The 16,825-nt window shown below is 57.8% G+C and carries 16 protein-coding genes; 10 read left to right on the top strand and 6 right to left on the bottom strand.

All coding sequences use genetic code 11. From position 1 onward, the window contains the following. Nucleotides 1-22: 22 nt before the first annotated feature. The 6 genes from ACCW71_RS16790 to rpmH form a co-directional block, all read right to left on the bottom strand. Complete coding sequence (locus tag ACCW71_RS16790; protein ID WP_436373331.1) at nt 23-613, bottom strand: malonic semialdehyde reductase; 591 nt, start codon at nt 611-613, stop codon at nt 23-25. A gap of 251 nt (nt 614-864) precedes the next feature. Further along, nucleotides 865-2,229, bottom strand: coding sequence for a tRNA uridine-5-carboxymethylaminomethyl(34) synthesis GTPase MnmE (mnmE, locus tag ACCW71_RS16785; RefSeq protein WP_436373329.1), 1,365 nt, complete (start codon nt 2,227-2,229; stop codon nt 865-867). A 93-nt stretch (nt 2,230-2,322) separates the two neighbouring features. Further along, nucleotides 2,323-3,969 (bottom strand): membrane protein insertase YidC, encoded by a 1,647-nt coding sequence (yidC, locus tag ACCW71_RS16780; protein ID WP_436373327.1) that lies wholly within the window; start codon nt 3,967-3,969, stop codon nt 2,323-2,325. Between the two features lie 2 nt (nt 3,970-3,971). Next, nucleotides 3,972-4,229, bottom strand: a complete 258-nt coding sequence (yidD, locus tag ACCW71_RS16775; RefSeq protein WP_436373326.1) for a membrane protein insertion efficiency factor YidD — start codon at nt 4,227-4,229, stop codon at nt 3,972-3,974. Then, nucleotides 4,193-4,552, bottom strand: coding sequence for a ribonuclease P protein component (gene rnpA, locus ACCW71_RS16770; protein WP_008926396.1), 360 nt, complete (start codon nt 4,550-4,552; stop codon nt 4,193-4,195). Before rnpA ends, yidD begins: the two co-directional genes overlap by 37 nt. A 14-nt stretch (nt 4,553-4,566) precedes the next feature. Then, nucleotides 4,567-4,707, bottom strand: coding sequence for a 50S ribosomal protein L34 (gene rpmH, locus ACCW71_RS16765; RefSeq protein ID WP_003849659.1), 141 nt, complete (start codon nt 4,705-4,707; stop codon nt 4,567-4,569). Nucleotides 4,708-5,303: 596 nt separating this feature from the next. On the opposite strand from rpmH, the gene dnaA reads away from it, so the two are divergent. From dnaA to dgoD, 10 genes are all read left to right on the top strand, one after another. Then, the gene (gene dnaA, locus ACCW71_RS16760) at nt 5,304-6,716 is read left to right on the top strand and encodes a chromosomal replication initiator protein DnaA (RefSeq protein WP_436373324.1); all 1,413 of its coding nucleotides are present in this window, start codon (nt 5,304-5,306) and stop codon (nt 6,714-6,716) included. 4 nt (nt 6,717-6,720) lie between these two features. Further along, complete coding sequence (dnaN, locus tag ACCW71_RS16755; RefSeq protein WP_436373323.1) at nt 6,721-7,821, top strand: DNA polymerase III subunit beta; 1,101 nt, start codon at nt 6,721-6,723, stop codon at nt 7,819-7,821. 210 nt (nt 7,822-8,031) lie between these two features. Then, a complete protein-coding gene (recF, locus tag ACCW71_RS16750; RefSeq protein ID WP_436373321.1) occupies nt 8,032-9,117 on the top strand; it encodes a DNA replication/repair protein RecF in 1,086 nt (361 codons plus the stop codon). Between the two features lie 18 nt (nt 9,118-9,135). Beyond that, entirely contained in the window at nt 9,136-11,544 is a 2,409-nt protein-coding gene (gene gyrB / locus ACCW71_RS16745; protein WP_436373319.1) for a DNA topoisomerase (ATP-hydrolyzing) subunit B, read from the top strand. A gap of 189 nt (nt 11,545-11,733) precedes the next feature. Next, nucleotides 11,734-12,213, top strand: coding sequence for a YhcH/YjgK/YiaL family protein (locus ACCW71_RS16740; RefSeq protein ID WP_436373318.1), 480 nt, complete (start codon nt 11,734-11,736; stop codon nt 12,211-12,213). Nucleotides 12,214-12,313: 100 nt separating this feature from the next. Then, entirely contained in the window at nt 12,314-13,123 is an 810-nt protein-coding gene (gene yidA, locus ACCW71_RS16735) for a sugar-phosphatase (protein ID WP_436373316.1), read from the top strand. A gap of 214 nt (nt 13,124-13,337) precedes the next feature. Beyond that, a complete protein-coding gene (locus ACCW71_RS16730) occupies nt 13,338-14,036 on the top strand; it encodes a FadR/GntR family transcriptional regulator (RefSeq protein WP_436373314.1) in 699 nt (232 codons plus the stop codon). Continuing rightward, nucleotides 14,033-14,914 (top strand): 2-dehydro-3-deoxygalactonokinase, encoded by an 882-nt coding sequence (locus ACCW71_RS16725; RefSeq protein WP_436373312.1) that lies wholly within the window; start codon nt 14,033-14,035, stop codon nt 14,912-14,914. Before ACCW71_RS16730 ends, ACCW71_RS16725 begins: the two co-directional genes overlap by 4 nt. After that, nucleotides 14,898-15,515, top strand: a complete 618-nt coding sequence (locus ACCW71_RS16720) for a 2-dehydro-3-deoxy-6-phosphogalactonate aldolase (protein WP_436373311.1) — start codon at nt 14,898-14,900, stop codon at nt 15,513-15,515. The genes ACCW71_RS16725 and ACCW71_RS16720 overlap by 17 nt, the downstream gene beginning before the upstream one ends. Further along, a complete protein-coding gene (gene dgoD / locus ACCW71_RS16715) occupies nt 15,512-16,660 on the top strand; it encodes a galactonate dehydratase (RefSeq protein ID WP_436373309.1) in 1,149 nt (382 codons plus the stop codon). The genes ACCW71_RS16720 and dgoD overlap by 4 nt, the downstream gene beginning before the upstream one ends. Nucleotides 16,661-16,825 lie beyond the last annotated feature (165 nt).

Raw genomic sequence — 16,825 nt, 5'->3', positions numbered from 1 at the left:
ACCGCATCGCGACGCGGGCGCATCAGGCGAAACGGCTCGCCTGTTCGAAACTGAGGCGCGGCAGGCGCGGATGCAGTTTTGACGCGTCACCGTAGCCGAGGTTAATCAGCAGGTTAACCTGATACTGACCGTCCGGGAAAAAGGCTTCATTGACCTTCGCCGGATCAAAACCGGACATCGGGCCGGCATCCAGTCCCAGCGAGCGGGCAGCGAGGATCAGATAGCCCGCCTGGAGGCTGCTGTTGCGGAAAGCGGTCTCTTTCGCCGCTTCCGGGCTGCCGGTAAACCAGCTGCGGGCGTCGGCGTGCGGGAACAGCGCGGGCAGCTGCTCATAGAACTCGCGATCCCAGGCGACAATCACCGTGACCGGGGCGCTCATGGTTTTTTCCAGGTTACCGGAAGAGAGCGCTGGTTTCAGCTTCTCTTTGCCTTCCGCCGACGTCACAAACACAAAGCGCGCGGGCGAGCAGTTGGCCGAGGTCGGGCCGAGCGCCGTCAGGGCATAGAGCTGCTCCAGCAGGGCGTTATCGACCGGCTTATCCTGCCAGTAGCTGTGGGTGCGGGCGTGGTTAAACAGCGTGTCCAGTGCGGCGGTGTCGAGCGGTGTACTCATGCAACTCTCCTGTTTCAGGCGAAAGGTTCGCCCGATAATGACCATGAATAAGAATTCGCTGCCGGCCGGGGCGGGTGGAGGCGGCAGAAATACCGCCCGCCATCAGGTCGGCGCCTGGATCGTTATACTGCAATGCCGTGCCGCCGCAAAATAACATATCAGCAAGAATCAGCGCAGAGAGGGGAATAACAGAGGAGGTCGGGTGGCGGAAGAGCGGGCCCGACAGCGTAGCGCCATCGGACCCCGGCAGGCTATTTCCCGATACAGAAACTGGAGAAGATGCGACCCAGCAGATCGTCCGAGGTGAACTCACCGGTGATCTCGCTTAACGCCTGCTGGGCAAGGCGCAGCTCTTCAGCCAGCAACTCACCAGCCCAGGCACCCAGCAGCTGCGCTTTACCCTGAAGTAAGTGGGTGGCCGCTAACTCCAGCGCCTGCAAATGACGGCGGCGCGCCAGGAAGCCCCCCTCCATGTTGCCAGCAAATCCCATGCTCTGCTTCAGGTGCTCACGCAGCTCATCGACGCCCGCACTGGTGCGTGCCGAGAGGCGAATCAGTGAGTGGCCATTCACTTCGGTCAGGCCGGGCGCTTCACCGGTGACATCCGCTTTATTGCGCACCACGGTAATCGGCAGTTCCGGCGGCAGACGGGAGACAAAATCGGGCCAGAGCGCCGCCGCTTCAGTGGCATCGGTGGTGGTGCCATCGACCATAAACAGCACGCGGTCGGCCTGTTCAATCTCCTGCCAGGCGCGCTCAATCCCGATGCGCTCGACTTCGTCGCTGGCCTCACGCAGACCGGCGGTGTCGATGATATGCAGCGGCATACCATCGATGTGAATGTGCTCACGCAGCACGTCACGGGTAGTACCGGCAATGTCTGTGACGATAGCGGCGTCACGCCCCGCCAGCGCGTTCAGCAGGCTCGATTTACCGGCGTTAGGCCGACCCGCGATCACCACTTTCATCCCTTCACGCAGCAGGCTGCCCTGACGCGCTTCAGCGCGCACCGCATCCAGGTCACCGATCACCGCGTTAAGCTGCGCTTCGATTCTGCCATCAGAGAGGAAATCGATCTCCTCATCCGGGAAGTCGATAGCCGCTTCAACATAGATTCGCAGGTGAGTGAGTGCTTCCACAAGATTGTTGACGCGGGTGGAGAAAACCCCCTGAAGCGAGTTAACCGCCGAACGGGCCGCCTGCTCGGAGCTGGCATCAATCAGATCGGCAATCGCTTCGGCCTGAGCCAGATCGAGCTTGTCGTTGAGGAACGCGCGTTCGGAAAACTCACCGGGCTGGGCGATACGCACACCCGGCAGCGCCACAATGCGCTTCAGCAGCAGGTCGAGGATCACCGGGCCGCCGTGGCCCTGTAGCTCCAGCACATCTTCACCGGTAAAGGAGTTCGGGCCGGGAAACCACAGCGCGATGCCCTGATCCAGCACGCTGCCATCAACATCGGTGAACGGCAGATAGTCGGCGTAACGCGGTTTTGGCAGCTTGCCCAGCAGCTGGCGGGCGACCTCTGCCGCCTGTGCGCCAGAGACGCGCAGAATGCCGACGCCGCCACGACCGGGCGGCGTCGCCTGGGCAACAATAGTATCGCTGTGGCTCATAAATTTTCTCTCGCTACAAAAAACACAGGCGGTCGCTTTGACCGCCTGAGAATAGACTATTTTAACCGCGGAATCGCTCCCGCTTCAGATCGCTTACGCTTTCTTCTTGTCGCGGCTATGCAGACCACGTTTTTCCAGGCCGCGATAGATCAGCTGCTGCTGGAGAATGGTCACCAGGTTGCTGACGATGTAGTACAGCACCAGACCTGACGGGAACCACAGGAAGAACACGGTGAAAATCACCGGCATGTAAGTCATGATCTTCTGCTGCATCGGATCGGTCACGGTGGTCGGTGACATCTTCTGAATGAAGAACATGGTGATGCCCATCAGAATCGGCAGGATGTAGTACGGGTCCTGCGCTGACAGGTCATGGATCCACAGAATGAATGGCGCATGACGCAGTTCAACCGAGCCTGACAGCATGTAGTAGAGCGCCAGGAAGATAGGCATCTGAATCACCAGCGGCAGACAGCCACCCAGCGGATTCACCTTCTCAGCTTTATACAGCGCCATCATCTCCTGGCTCTGCTTCTGCTTGTCATCACCCAGACGCTCACGCATCGCCTGAATTTTCGGTTGCAGCATGCGCATCTTGGCCATCGAGGTGTACTGCGCTTTGGTCAGCGGGTACATGATGCCGCGCACGATGAAGGTGATGACGATAATGGAGAAGCCCCAGTTACCGATAAAGCTGTGGATAAATTTCAGCAGCTTGAACAGTGGCTGAGAGATAAACCACAACCAGCCGTAATCCACGGTCAGATCCAGGTGTGGCGCAATCGCGGCCATCTTGTCCTGAATTTCCGGGCCAACCCACAGGGTGGCACCCAGATCCTGCTGTGCGCCTGCGGCGATGGTCACCGGTGCAGATTTATAGCCAATCGCCGCCACGCCGTTACCCAGGTTATTGGTGTAAAGGGTGTTGGTGCCCTGAGTGCGCGGAACCCATGCGGTGGCAAAATATTGTTGCAGCATCGCGACCCAGCCGTTGCTGGTGGTGGCGTTCAGGTTCTCGTTATCGGCGATGGTGTCGAATTTATACTTCTCATATTTCGACTCGCTGGTGGAGTAGGCCGCGCCACGGAAGGTGTGCAGAGCAAAGTTGTTGCTGCCGGTATCACGATGCTTCGGCAGATCAATCGTCTGCTTCAGCTGGCCAAACAGCGACACTTCCAGCGGCTGCTGGGTGGTGTTGTTGACGTGATAATCGACGTTAACCGCATATTCGCCACGCTTGAAAATGAAGGTTTTGGTGTAAACCACACCATTTTCAGCGGTATAGGTCATCGGCACACGCAGTTCGGACTGGCCATCGGCCATCGCGAAGTGATCCTGGGTGGCGGTGAACAGCGGACGCGCGCCGTTGTTCGGGTTGTCCGGGCCGTTACGACCGGTTAAACCACTCTGTGCCTGATAAAGGAACGCTGGCGTCGTTTCAAGCAGCTGGAACGGCTGGTCGGAACCCAGTTTGTCCGGGAAAGTCAGCAGCTGTGCTTGTTCAACATCACCGCCTCGGGTGTTGATATTCAATGACAGGACATCAGTCTTAACGGTGATCGTCTGGCCCTGACCGCTGGCCGGTACACCCTGACTGGCGGCATCACCCGCTACGCTGTTAGTGTTTTGTGTGGTCTGCGTCTGCTGTGGCTGCGGAGCGTGGTCCGTCTGCCAGGCTTGCCAGATCATAAAAGACACGAACAGAAAAGCGATGAGAAAGAGATTGCGTTGCGAATCCATCGTTAATGTTCTCTGGTATCAAAGGTTTTTGGCGGCACAGGATCGTCACCACCCGGGTTCAAGGGGTGGCATTTTAATACGCGTTTTAATGTCAACCAACTGCCTTTTATCACGCCAAACCTGCGTAACGCCTCAATTCCGTAATGAGAGCAGGTCGGGTGAAACCGACAGTGTGGTCCCAGTAATGGACTGATACCGCGTTGATAAACACGTATCAGGACGATCAGGAGCCGCGCGCCAGGCGACAGTGACGACGCCATAATTTCTCCAACGCTTCCGCCAGCATACGGTTATCCAGATCGGCAACCCCCTTCTTCGCGACCACCACGAAGTCCATCGACGGCAGTTCATGTTGACGCAGACGAAAGCTTTCGCGGGTCAATCGCTTGATCCGGTTGCGTTCATGAGCGCGTTTCACATGTTTTTTAGCGACGGTGAGACCGATGCGGGGATGCCCCAGCGCGTTAAGGCGGCCGAGAATAGTAATTTGCGGCGTGCCAGCCCGTTGTGGCTGCTGGAAGACGAAAGTGAAATGAGTGGGAGTTAACAAACGTAACTCCCTGGGAAATGCGAGCTTACCCATCAGGGCTTGCTTTATTACTTAGAAACGGTCAGACGAGAACGGCCTTTAGCACGACGACGTGCCAGAACCTGACGACCATTTTTTGTAGCCATACGAGCACGGAAACCGTGTGAACGGTTGCGCTTCAGTACGGACGGTTGAAAAGTGCGTTTCATGGCGGTTTCTACCTAAACTTGAAAATTTTCACTGGGTGACGCGTTTCGGGCCAGTAAATCGACCGACGCCTCAATGTGTCTTTAATAAAGAGGCGGGATTGTAATAATTGTACAGTCCCGAGTCAATTTACTTCGCGTGTCACGGTACCTGAAAACCCGCATACAGCCCGCTGAGTCCGGCCATTGCGCTTAACGCCGCAACGCCGGGTGGAGGATTATACGGGCTCCGCACTAAAGCGCAAGGATCGCACAGGATCTTATTGCGATCGGATCCGGGGATCGTGGGGATAAAACGAGAGCTTGTCCGAAATTTTGACGCATTCAGCCAGATCCCTGCTGGTTTTTCCCGCAACTGGCGTAAACTTCTTTGCGCGCCTTTCGCCTGTGGATAAAAAGGATCAAAACTGTGTAGAAAGGGAGGATCTCTGCCTCGCTTTACGTTATGATCCGCCCCTCCGCTGACGATCCTCCGATGATTGCAGGACGGAAAACCGCTGATAGCGGTCGCAGGCGCTTTCTTACGTCTGTGTCAAAAATGAACGTTTCTTAGAGTAACGCCTACTATTCTTATCGAATTTGTACGAGTGGAGTCCGCCGTGTCACTTACGCTTTGGCAACAGTGTCTTGCCCGTTTGCAGGATGAGCTTCCTGCCACCGAATTCAGCATGTGGATCCGTCCGCTACAGGCTGAGTTAAACGACAATACGCTTGCCTTGTATGCTCCAAATCGCTTCGTACTCGACTGGGTCCGGGATAAATACCTCAACAGCATTAACGCACTACTGAACGAATTCTGCGGTCCGAATGTGCCCACGCTGCGCTTTGAAGTGGGAACGCGCCCGGTGCAGCAGACCGCGGCCGTCAGCCAGCCGGTGATGGCCAGCGTCAGCGCGCCTGCCGCGCCGGTGCAGAGTCATACCCGTCCGGCCCCGACGCAGATCGTGCGTCCCAGCTGGGACAATGTCCCGGCACCGGCCGATGTGACCTATCGCTCGAACGTGAATAACCGTCATAACTTCGATAACTTCGTCGAGGGTAAATCGAACCAGCTGGCGCGCGCGGCGGCACGCCAGGTGGCAGATAACCCCGGCGGCGCTTATAACCCGCTGTTTCTCTATGGCGGCACCGGCCTGGGTAAAACGCACCTGCTGCATGCGGTGGGCAACGGCATCATCGCCCGTAAACCCAATGCGAAAGTGGTTTACATGCACTCCGAGCGTTTTGTGCAGGATATGGTTAAGGCGTTGCAGAACAACGCGATCGAAGAGTTCAAACGCTACTACCGCTCAGTGGATGCCCTGCTGATCGATGACATTCAGTTTTTTGCCAATAAAGAGCGATCGCAGGAAGAGTTCTTCCACACCTTTAATGCCTTATTAGAGGGTAATCAGCAGATCATCCTCACCTCGGATCGTTATCCGAAAGAGATCAACGGGGTGGAAGATCGTCTTAAGTCCCGTTTCGGCTGGGGTTTAACGGTGGCGATCGAGCCGCCTGAGCTGGAAACGCGGGTGGCGATCCTGATGAAGAAAGCGGATGAGAATGACATCCGTCTGCCTGGCGAAGTCGCCTTCTTTATTGCCAAGCGTTTACGTTCTAACGTCCGTGAGCTGGAAGGCGCGCTGAATCGCGTGATCGCGAACGCCAACTTCACCGGCCGGGCGATCACTATCGACTTCGTGCGCGAAGCGCTGCGCGATCTGCTGGCGTTGCAGGAAAAGCTGGTCACTATCGATAATATTCAGAAGACCGTGGCTGAGTACTACAAGATTAAGGTGGCGGACCTGCTCTCCAAGCGCCGTTCGCGCTCGGTGGCGCGTCCGCGCCAGATGGCGATGGCGATGGCGAAAGAGTTGACGAACCATAGCCTGCCAGAAATCGGCGATGCTTTTGGGGGTCGCGACCACACCACGGTGCTTCATGCCTGCCGTAAGATTGAGCAGCTGCGTGAAGAGAGCCACGACATTAAAGAAGATTTCTCTAATCTCATCAGAACATTATCTTCCTGACGCTATGAAATTTATTGTTGAACGTGAGCAGTTGCTGAAGCCGCTGCAACAAGTGAGTGGTCCGCTAGGCGGTCGTCCCACGCTGCCGATCCTCGGAAACCTGCTGTTGCAGGTGACAGAAGGGTCGCTGCTGCTGACCGGGACCGATCTGGAAATGGAGATGGTCGCGCGCGTGGCGCTGACTCAGGCGCATGAGCCTGGCTCGACCACCGTTCCGGCGCGCAAATTCCTCGACATCTGTCGCGGCCTGCCGGATGGCGCGGAGATCACCCTGGCGCTGGAAGGCGATCGTATGCTGGTGCGTTCCGGCCGCAGCCGTTTTTCGCTGTCGACCCTGCCCGCCAGTGACTTCCCGAATCTCGACGACTGGCAGAGTGAAGTTGAGTTCACCCTGCCGCAGGCGACCCTGAAACGGCTGATTGAGGCGACCCAGTTCTCGATGGCGCATCAGGATGTGCGCTATTACCTCAACGGCATGATGTTTGAAACCGAAGGGGAAGAGCTGCGCACCGTGGCCACTGACGGTCACCGTCTGGCGGTCTGCTCGATGCCGATTGGTCAGGCGCTGCCGAGCCACTCGGTGATTGTGCCGCGCAAAGGGGTGATTGAACTGCTGCGTCTGCTGGATGGCGGCGATACTCCGCTTCAGGTGCAGATTGGCGGCAGTAATATCCGGGCGCACGTTGGCGACTACATCTTTACCTCTAAGCTGGTGGATGGTCGTTTCCCCGATTATCGCCGCGTATTGCCGAAGAATCCCGACAAAGTGCTGGAAGCGGGCTGCGATCTGCTTAAGCAGGCCTTTGCTCGCGCCGCTATCCTCTCTAACGAGAAGTTCCGCGGTGTTCGCCTCTATATCACCGAAAATCAGCTGAAGATCACCGCCAATAACCCGGAACAGGAAGAGGCGGAAGAGATGCTGGATGTCAGCTACAACGGCACGGAGCTGGAGATCGGCTTCAACGTCAGTTATGTGCTGGATGTGCTGAACGCGCTGAAGTGCGAAAACGTCCGTCTGCTGCTGACCGATTCGGTGTCGAGCGTGCAGATTGAGGATGTGGCGAGTCCCGCCGCGGCCTATGTTGTGATGCCCATGCGCTTGTAGGTGTTACATATCGGCCTGGCTTACTTGCTACGTTGTGCCCCGGCAGTGCTCGCCATCCTCACGTACTTCAGTACGCTCCGGTGGCTGTGCGCTGGCGGAGCGCAACGTAGCTGCGACGCCGACGGCCTGGTTTGGTGCAGGTAAGTGCTGGATTGTTATAAGGCAAAACCCATTTCATCCCGATCACTACCCTTCACGCTGGATTGATTCATGGCTTTAACCCGCCTTCTTATCAAAGATTTTCGTAATATTGAGCAGGCTGACCTTGAGTTGGCGCCGGGCTTCAATTTCCTGGTGGGCGCGAACGGCAGCGGTAAAACCAGCGTTTTAGAGGCGATCCATACCCTGGGTCATGGGCGCTCGTTTCGCAGTTTGCAGGCGGGCCGCGTGATCCGTCACGATGAGACGGCGTTTGTTTTACATGGTCGTCTGGATGGCAAAGAGCGGGAAATTTCCGTCGGGCTGACCAAAAACCGGGCCGGTGACAGCAAAGTGCGTATTGATGGCAGCGATGGCCACAAAGTCGCGGAGCTGGCGCAGCTGCTGCCGATGCAGCTGATCACCCCGGAAGGCTTTACCCTGCTCAACGGCGGCCCCAAATATCGCAGAGCCTATGTCGACTGGGGCTGTTTCCATAACACACCCGGCTTCTTCAACGCCTGGAACAACATGCGTCGCCTGCTGAAACAGCGCAACGCCGCGCTGCGTCAGGTGTCGCGTTACAGCCAGATTCGTCCCTGGGATCAGGAGCTGGTGCCGCTGGCGGAACAGATCAGCCAGTGGCGCGCGGAATACAGTGCGGCGATTTCGGCGGAGATCACCGCCACCTGCGGCCAGTTCCTGCCGGAGTTTGAACTGCGCTTCTCTTTCCAGCGCGGCTGGGACAAAGAGAGCGACTACAGCGAACTGCTGGAACGCAACTTCGAGCGCGATCGCGCGCTGACCTATACCGCCAGCGGTCCCCATAAAGCCGATTTTCGTATTCGCGCCGAAGGGACGCCGGTGGAAGATTTACTCTCACGCGGGCAGTTAAAACTGCTGATGTGTGCATTGCGTCTGGCACAGGGCGAGTTCCTGACAAGCCAGAGCGGACGCCGCTGTATTTACCTCATTGATGACTTTGCTTCTGAGCTGGATGAAAGCCGTCGGCGACTGCTGGCGGAACGGTTAAAAGCCACTAAAGCTCAGGTGTTTGTCAGCGCGATTTCTGCCGGGCATGTTATCGACATGACCGACGAAAAGGGCAAGATGTTCCGCGTGGAACAGGGTAAAATAGCGGTTCAACCTGAAGATTAAAATGAGCGAGAAACGTTGATGTCGAATTCTTATGACTCCTCAAGTATCAAAGTTCTTAAGGGACTTGATGCGGTACGCAAACGCCCGGGCATGTATATCGGCGATACGGATGACGGCACCGGTCTGCATCACATGGTATTCGAGGTCGTGGATAACGCAATCGACGAAGCGCTCGCTGGTCACTGTAGTGACATCGTGGTCACCATCCATGCGGATAACTCCGTTTCAGTGCAGGATGATGGACGCGGCATCCCTACCGGCATTCACGAAGAAGAGGGTGTCTCTGCCGCTGAAGTGATCATGACCGTGCTGCATGCGGGCGGTAAGTTCGACGATAACTCCTATAAAGTCTCCGGCGGCCTGCACGGCGTGGGCGTCTCGGTGGTTAACGCCCTGTCGCAGAAGCTGGAGCTGACCATTCGTCGCGAAGGCAAAGTCCATCAGCAGATCTATCAGCACGGTGTGCCACAGGCACCGCTGGCGGTGTCGGGTGAAACCGAAACCACCGGTACCCGCGTGCGCTTCTGGCCGAGCTACGAAACCTTTACCAACGTCATTGAGTTTGAGTATGACATTCTGGCGAAACGCCTGCGTGAACTCTCCTTCCTGAACTCGGGCGTCTCGATCCGTCTGGAAGATAAACGCGACGGTAAATCGGACCACTTCCACTACGAAGGGGGCATCAAGGCGTTCGTTGAGTATCTCAACAAGAACAAAACCCCTATCCACCCGACCGTGTTCTATTTCTCTACCGAGAAAGATGGCATTGGTGTGGAAGTGGCGTTGCAGTGGAATGATGGCTTCCAGGAGAACATCTACTGCTTTACCAACAACATTCCACAGCGTGACGGCGGTACTCATCTCGCCGGTTTCCGTGCGGCGATGACCCGTACCCTGAATGCCTATATGGACAAAGAGGGTTACAGCAAGAAAGCCAAAGTCAGCGCCACCGGTGATGATGCGCGTGAAGGGCTGATCGCTGTCGTGTCGGTGAAAGTCCCGGATCCAAAATTCTCCTCGCAGACCAAAGATAAGCTGGTCTCTTCTGAGGTGAAATCGGCGGTTGAACAGCAGATGAATGAGCTGCTGGCGGAGTACCTGCTGGAAAATCCATCCGACGCCAAAATCGTGGTCGGCAAAATCATCGACGCCGCGCGCGCCCGTGAAGCGGCCCGTCGCGCCCGTGAGATGACCCGCCGTAAAGGCGCGCTGGATCTGGCCGGTCTGCCAGGCAAACTGGCGGATTGCCAGGAGCGCGACCCGGCGCTCTCTGAAATCTACCTGGTGGAGGGTGACTCCGCAGGCGGCTCGGCCAAACAGGGCCGTAACCGTAAAAACCAGGCGATTCTGCCGCTGAAAGGTAAGATCCTCAACGTTGAGAAAGCGCGTTTCGACAAGATGCTCGCCTCACAGGAAGTCGCCACGCTGATCACCGCGCTGGGCTGCGGTATTGGTCGCGATGAGTACAACCCGGACAAGCTGCGCTATCACAGCATCATCATCATGACCGATGCCGACGTCGATGGTTCGCACATCCGTACGCTGCTGCTGACCTTCTTCTATCGTCAGATGCCTGAAATCGTTGAGCGCGGCCATGTCTATATCGCCCAGCCGCCGCTCTACAAAGTGAAGAAAGGCAAGCAGGAGCAGTACATCAAAGATGATGAAGCGATGGATCAGTATCAGATCGCTATCGCCCTTGATGGTGCGACGCTGCACACCAATGCCAGCGCCCCGGCGCTGGGCGGTGAGCCGCTGGAGACGCTGGTCTCTGACTTCAACAGCACTCAGAAGATGATCAAGCGTATGGAGCGCCGTTATCCGCTGGCCCTGCTGCGCGCGCTGATCTATCACGACACGCTGAGCGACCTGAGCGATAAAGAGGCGGTCACCGACTGGCTGAACCGGCTGGTGGCTTATCTCACCGAACGCGAAGCGCACGGCAGCACCTGGCTGGCGCAGGTGCGTGAAAACAGCGAACTGAACCTGTTTGAACCGGTGCTGCGCGTCCGTACCCACGGCGTGGATACCGACTATCCGCTGGATGCTGAGTTCATTCAGGGGCCGGAGTACCGCAAAATCTGCGGCCTCGGCGGTAAACTGCGCGGCCTGCTGGAAGAGGATGCTTACATCGAACGTGGCGAGCGCCGTCAGCCGGTGGCCAGTTTCGAACAGGCGATTGAGTGGCTGGTGAAAGAGTCGCGTCGTGGCCTCTCTGTCCAGCGCTACAAAGGTCTGGGCGAGATGAACCCGGAACAGCTGTGGGAAACTACCATGGACCCCGACAGCCGTCGTATGCTGCGCGTGACCATTAAAGATGCGATTGCCGCTGACCAGCTGTTCACCACCCTGATGGGCGATGCGGTTGAACCGCGCCGCGCCTTCATCGAAGAGAACGCGCTGAAAGCCGCCAACATCGATATTTAATCGGTCGCTGACGCAACAGGCCATCACCCCGGTGATGGCCTTTTTTTTGGCTGAAAACGGCATAGCGGCCCGACCCGCCACGCCTGCCGCTGTGCTGCGATCCCGATCACGTTTTAACCTGTTCAGCTCCCTTACTCTTGCCTCTCTTTGCGCCGCTGCGGCGCACTATTCCGCACAGGGAGTTACACGATGATTATTTGCGATCGCCAGGACTGGTACAGAGAACGTCACGCCTTTCATCCGGTGGTTGATCAGGCGATAAGCTGGATTGCCGGCACCGATTTCAGCCAGCTGGCCACCGGGAAATATGCCATTCTGCCGGAAGATAAAATGTTCTGCCTGGTGCAGGAGATGATGACCGAACCGGCCAGCGCGCGTCGGGCGGAGTCTCATTTTAACTATATCGACATTCAGTATCTGCTGGCGGGCAGCGAGAATATCGGCGTCGCCCGCGCCCATCCCGATCATCAGATTACGGAAGATTTCGCGCAGGAACGCGACGTGGTTTTTTATCAGCAGGTACTGAACGAGTCGGTGATCACCCTGACGCCCGGTATGTTTGCGCTGTTTTTCCCCTATGACATTCATCGTCCCTGCTGCGCGCCTGGCGAACCCGCCACTATCCGAAAAGCGGTGATTAAAATCCACCGCGATCTCTTTACTGGCTGAGTTCGCACGGTCAGCCTGCGGTCCTCGCCTGCTATGAAACTGGTCAATCTGCGCGGAATCGCGCTAGCATTGACCAAAACCCAGACGCAACGAGGACTCTATGGCTATTAAATTGATCGCTATCGACATGGATGGCACCCTGCTCAACCCGCAACATGAGATCACGCCGGGGGTGAAATCCGCACTGGATCGCGCCCGCCAGCAAGGTGTGTCGATTGTCCTGACCACCGGCCGGCCGTTTGTCGGCATCCAGCGCTATCTGATGGAACTGGATATGCAGACGCCGGGGCAGTACGCGATCAGCAACAACGGTGCGCTGGTTCATCAGGCTGAAGATGGCGAATGCGTGGCGGAAGTGACGCTGACGTTTGACGACTATCTCTACATCGAGAAGCTGGCGCGTGAGCTTGGCGTGCACTTTCAGGCGTTCGACAAATCTCATCTCTACACCCCCAACAAAGACATCAGTGAATTCACCATCCATGAAGCGAGCCTGACCGGTATTCCGGTGCGCTATCGCGCCGTGGAGGAGATGGATCGCGCCATGCGCTTCCCGAAACTGATGATGATCGATCGTCCGGCACTGCTCGACGCGGCGATTGCCCGGCTGCCAGCCCACGCTCAGCAGACCTACACCATCCTGAAGAGCGCGCCCTACTACCTCGAAATTCTCGATCGCCGGGTCAATAAAGGCCAGGGCGTCAGAATGCTGGCGGAGAAACTCGGTCTGAAGCAGGAAGAGGTGATGGCGATTGGCGATCAGGAGAACGATCTGGCGATGATTGAATATGCCGGAACGGGCGTGGCGATGGGTAATGCCATTGATTCAGTGAAGAAAATTGCGCAGTTCATCACCAAAACCAATATGGAAGATGGCGTCGCCCATGCCATCGAAGAGTTAGTGCTGTAACCCACCTTATCCCGGATGGCGTCTCGCCATCCGCTTTTCCCGCCGCTTTCCCCTTCCGCACCCGTCAGGGCGGATTGCTGTTTTTGTGATCTGTATTGTAGTACAACTTTATCAAACGGTACTACAATGCGCGCAGAGGTTGAGACAGACTGTAGGAGTGACCCGCGCGACGCAGTAATCTGATGGCTCGTGGCTTCTCACTGAATGGATCATCATGACGCAACAGCAAATCAGCAAAACAGAACGCATCATCCAGACGCTGGGTGAAGAGATTGTGGCCGGACACTTTGTGCCGGGAGCGGCACTGCCGGCCGAAGCCGATCTCTGCGATCGCTTCTCCACTTCACGCAATATCATTCGCGAAGTTTTCCGGGCGCTGATGGCAAAAAGGCTGGTGGAGGTGAAGCGCTACCGTGGCGCGTTCGTCACCGCCCGCAATCAGTGGAACTACCTCGACAGCGACGTACTGCAATGGGCGCTGACGCACGATCAGGACCCGCGCCTGATTGCCGCCATGAACGAGGTCCGTGTGCTGGTTGAACCGCAGATTGCCCGCTGGTCAGCAGCGCGCGCCACCTCCAACGACCTGGCCGCCATCGAACAGTCTTACAACGATATGGTGGCGCACCAGGCCGATCGTGAACGGTTTAACGAGGCGGATATTCGCTATCACGAAGCGGTGCTGGCCTCGGTCCACAATCCGGTGCTTCAGCAGCTCAACGTGGCGATCAGCCAGCTGCAAAAGGCGGTTTTCACCCGCACCTATATGCCGGATCAGGACAACATGCCACGCACCCTGGCCGAGCATAAAGCGTTGTTTGACGCCATTCGCCATCAGGATGGTGATGCCGCCGGGCTGGCCGCCGAGGCGATGATCGCCAGCTCAACCGCCCGACTCAAGGAGATACTGTGAGCAGCTATATAGCCATTGACTGGGGCTCTACCAATCTGCGCGCCTGGCATTATGAAGAGGGGAAGTGTGTCGATCAGCGCCGCTCTGAAGCGGGCGTGACGCGCCTGGCCGGACGCCGCCCTGAAGAAGTCTTTGCCGACATTACCGCAGGCTGGCCCGCAGACCGCGTGCCGGTGATCATGGCGGGCATGGTCGGCAGCAACGCGGGCTGGCAGCCGGTGCCCTATCTGAGCTGTCCGGTGGCGCTGGACCAGCTCGCCAGCCACCTGACGCGCGTCGCGGATAAAGCGTGGATCGTGCCGGGACTGAGCGTTGAACGGCAAGATAACTACAACGTGATGCGCGGTGAAGAGACGCAGCTGCTGGGTGCCACCACGCTGCATACCGCCCCGCTCTATGTGATGCCCGGCACCCATGCTAAATGGGTCGACGTTGAGGGGTCACAGGTCCGCGATTTTCGCACCGTGATGACCGGCGAACTGCATCATCTGCTGCTGCATCATTCGCTGATCGGCACCGGCCTGCCTGAGCAGGAAGCGGACAGCGCGGCGTTTCAGGCGGGTCTTGAGCGCGGTGCGCAGGATACTTCGATAGTGTCGCGGCTGTTTGAAGTGCGCGCGGCCCACCTGCTCGGCGCGTGCGATCGCCGCCACGTCAGCGAGTTTCTCTCCGGGTTACTGATTGGTCATGAGGTGGCGCTGATGACGCGGCAGCTCACGCCAGACACCCGTCAGCCGGTGGTGATCATCGCCGGTGAGACGCTGGCCCGCCGCTATCAGCAGGCGTTGCAGCTCATCGGTCTGGAATCTGTCACGCTGGAGGGCGATCGGGCCTTTCAGCATGGAATAAGGAGTATCGCCAATGTCCTGGCAAACTGATTTACCGTTGATCGCCATTCTGCGCGGCATCACCCCGGCGGAGGTGGAGGCACATGTCGGTACGCTCATCGAGGCCGGTTTTGACGCCATCGAAATCCCGCTTAACTCACCGGACTGGGCTGCCAGCATCGCCGCCACGGTGAAAACTTTTGGTGACCGGGCGCTGATTGGCGCGGGGACGGTGCTGCATCCTGAGCAGGTCGATCAGCTGGCGGCGCTGAACAGCAAACTGGTGGTGACGCCCAATACCGACCCGGCGGTGATCCGTCAGGCGGTGGCTCACGGCATGACGGTTGCTGCCGGTTGCGCCACCGCCACTGAAGCCTTTACCGCGCTCGCGGCGGGCGCGCAGGCGCTGAAAATCTTCCCCTCTTCGGCCTTTGGGCCCGGTTACATCAAAGCGCTGAAGGCGGTACTGCCACCGGCTATCCCGGTGTTTGCCGTGGGCGGCGTCACGCCGGAAAACCTGCATGAATTTCTGGCTGCGGGCTGCGTCGGAGCCGGACTGGGCAGCGATCTCTATCGCGCTGGTCAGCCGCTGTCGCGCACCACTGAACAGGCCCGTGCTTTTATTGCTGCTTATAAGGACGCTGTACGATGAAAATTACCAGACTGACCACCTACCGTTTACCGCCGCGCTGGATGTTCCTGAAGATTGAAACCGACGAAGGGATCATCGGCTGGGGCGAACCGGTGATTGAAGGACGGGCGCGTAGCGTCGAAGCGGCGGTGCATGAGCTGTCGGAGTATCTGATTGGTCAGGACCCGGCGCGCATCAATGATTTATGGCAGGTGATGTATCGCGGCGGCTTCTACCGCGGCGGTCCGATTCTGATGAGCGCCATCGCCGGCATCGACCAGGCGCTGTGGGACATCAAAGGCAAGGCGCTGGGCGTGCCGGTGTATCAGCTGCTGGGCGGCCTGGTGCGCGATCGCATCAAAGCCTACAGCTGGGTCGGCGGCGATCGCCCGGCTGACGTGATCACTGGCATCACCAAACTGCGCACCATCGGTTTTGATACCTTCAAACTCAACGGCTGCGAAGAGATGGGCATCATCGACAGCGCCCTGAAAGTCGACGCGGCGGTCAATACCGTGGCGCAAATCCGCGAAGCCTTTGGTAAAGAGATCGAATTTGGCCTGGATTTTCACGGCCGCGTCAGCGCCCCGATGGCAAAAGTGCTGATCAAAGAGCTGGAACCCTATCGCCCGCTGTTTATCGAAGAGCCGGTGCTGGCTGAGCAGGCGGAATATTATCCCCGCCTGGCCGCGCAGACCCACATTCCGATCGCCGCCGGTGAGCGCATGTTTTCGCGCTTTGAGTTCAAGCGCGTGCTGGAAGCGGGCGGTCTGGCGATTCTGCAACCCGATCTCTCCCATGCGGGCGGCATCACCGAGTGCTACAAAATCGCCGCGATGGCCGAATCTTATGATGTGGCGCTGGCTCCGCACTGCCCGCTGGGTCCGATTGCGCTGGCGGCCTGCCTGCATGTCGACTTCGTTTCGCGCAATGCGGTGTTCCAGGAGCAGAGCATGGGCATTCACTATAATCAGGGCGCGGAGCTGCTCGATTATGTGCTGAATAAAGATGATTTTAAAATGGATGATGGCCATTTCTATCCCCTGAATAAACCGGGACTGGGGGTGGAAATTAATGAAGCCTTAGTGATTGAGCGCAGTAAAAATGCACCCGACTGGCGTAATCCATTATGGCGTTCGGCGGATGGCGCCGTCGCAGAGTGGTAACCGTTCCAGCCAAATAAAATAAAAAAATCCTGTAAAGGATGTGCCGGTAAATAAGGCGCAGGGTTCCCCGCACGCCTGCGTCAGCCGGATCATAAATAACACGCTTATCTCCTGCCTCAGCGCGCCCTGCCGGCGCCTGCGGTTTTCTGCGCGCCAGATCCGTGG

Origin of the sequence: Pantoea sp. C2G6 (assembly GCF_051336815.1) — a bacterium.
In the GTDB taxonomy this organism is placed as follows: domain Bacteria; phylum Pseudomonadota; class Gammaproteobacteria; order Enterobacterales; family Enterobacteriaceae; genus Pantoea.
The sequence above is the reverse complement of the archived record's forward strand: the minus strand, read 5'-3'. Positions and strand labels throughout refer to the sequence as shown.

Excerpts from the sequence above, each read along its gene's own strand:
- ACCW71_RS16790 (WP_436373331.1), bottom strand. The coding sequence starts at position 613 with ATGAGTACACCGCTCGACACCGCCGCACTGGACACGCTGTTTAACCAC.
- mnmE (WP_436373329.1), bottom strand. The coding sequence starts at position 2,229 with ATGAGCCACAGCGATACTATTGTTGCCCAGGCGACGCCGCCCGGTCGT.
- yidC (WP_436373327.1), bottom strand. The coding sequence starts at position 3,969 with ATGGATTCGCAACGCAATCTCTTTCTCATCGCTTTTCTGTTCGTGTCT.
- yidD (WP_436373326.1), bottom strand. The coding sequence starts at position 4,229 with ATGGCGTCGTCACTGTCGCCTGGCGCGCGGCTCCTGATCGTCCTGATA.
- rnpA (WP_008926396.1), bottom strand. The coding sequence starts at position 4,552 with ATGGGTAAGCTCGCATTTCCCAGGGAGTTACGTTTGTTAACTCCCACT.
- rpmH (WP_003849659.1), bottom strand. The coding sequence starts at position 4,707 with ATGAAACGCACTTTTCAACCGTCCGTACTGAAGCGCAACCGTTCACAC.
- dnaN (WP_436373323.1), top strand. The coding sequence starts at position 6,721 with ATGAAATTTATTGTTGAACGTGAGCAGTTGCTGAAGCCGCTGCAACAA.
- recF (WP_436373321.1), top strand. The coding sequence starts at position 8,032 with ATGGCTTTAACCCGCCTTCTTATCAAAGATTTTCGTAATATTGAGCAG.
- gyrB (WP_436373319.1), top strand. The coding sequence starts at position 9,136 with ATGTCGAATTCTTATGACTCCTCAAGTATCAAAGTTCTTAAGGGACTT.
- ACCW71_RS16740 (WP_436373318.1), top strand. The coding sequence starts at position 11,734 with ATGATTATTTGCGATCGCCAGGACTGGTACAGAGAACGTCACGCCTTT.
- yidA (WP_436373316.1), top strand. The coding sequence starts at position 12,314 with ATGGCTATTAAATTGATCGCTATCGACATGGATGGCACCCTGCTCAAC.
- ACCW71_RS16730 (WP_436373314.1), top strand. The coding sequence starts at position 13,338 with ATGACGCAACAGCAAATCAGCAAAACAGAACGCATCATCCAGACGCTG.
- ACCW71_RS16720 (WP_436373311.1), top strand. The coding sequence starts at position 14,898 with ATGTCCTGGCAAACTGATTTACCGTTGATCGCCATTCTGCGCGGCATC.
- dgoD (WP_436373309.1), top strand. The coding sequence starts at position 15,512 with ATGAAAATTACCAGACTGACCACCTACCGTTTACCGCCGCGCTGGATG.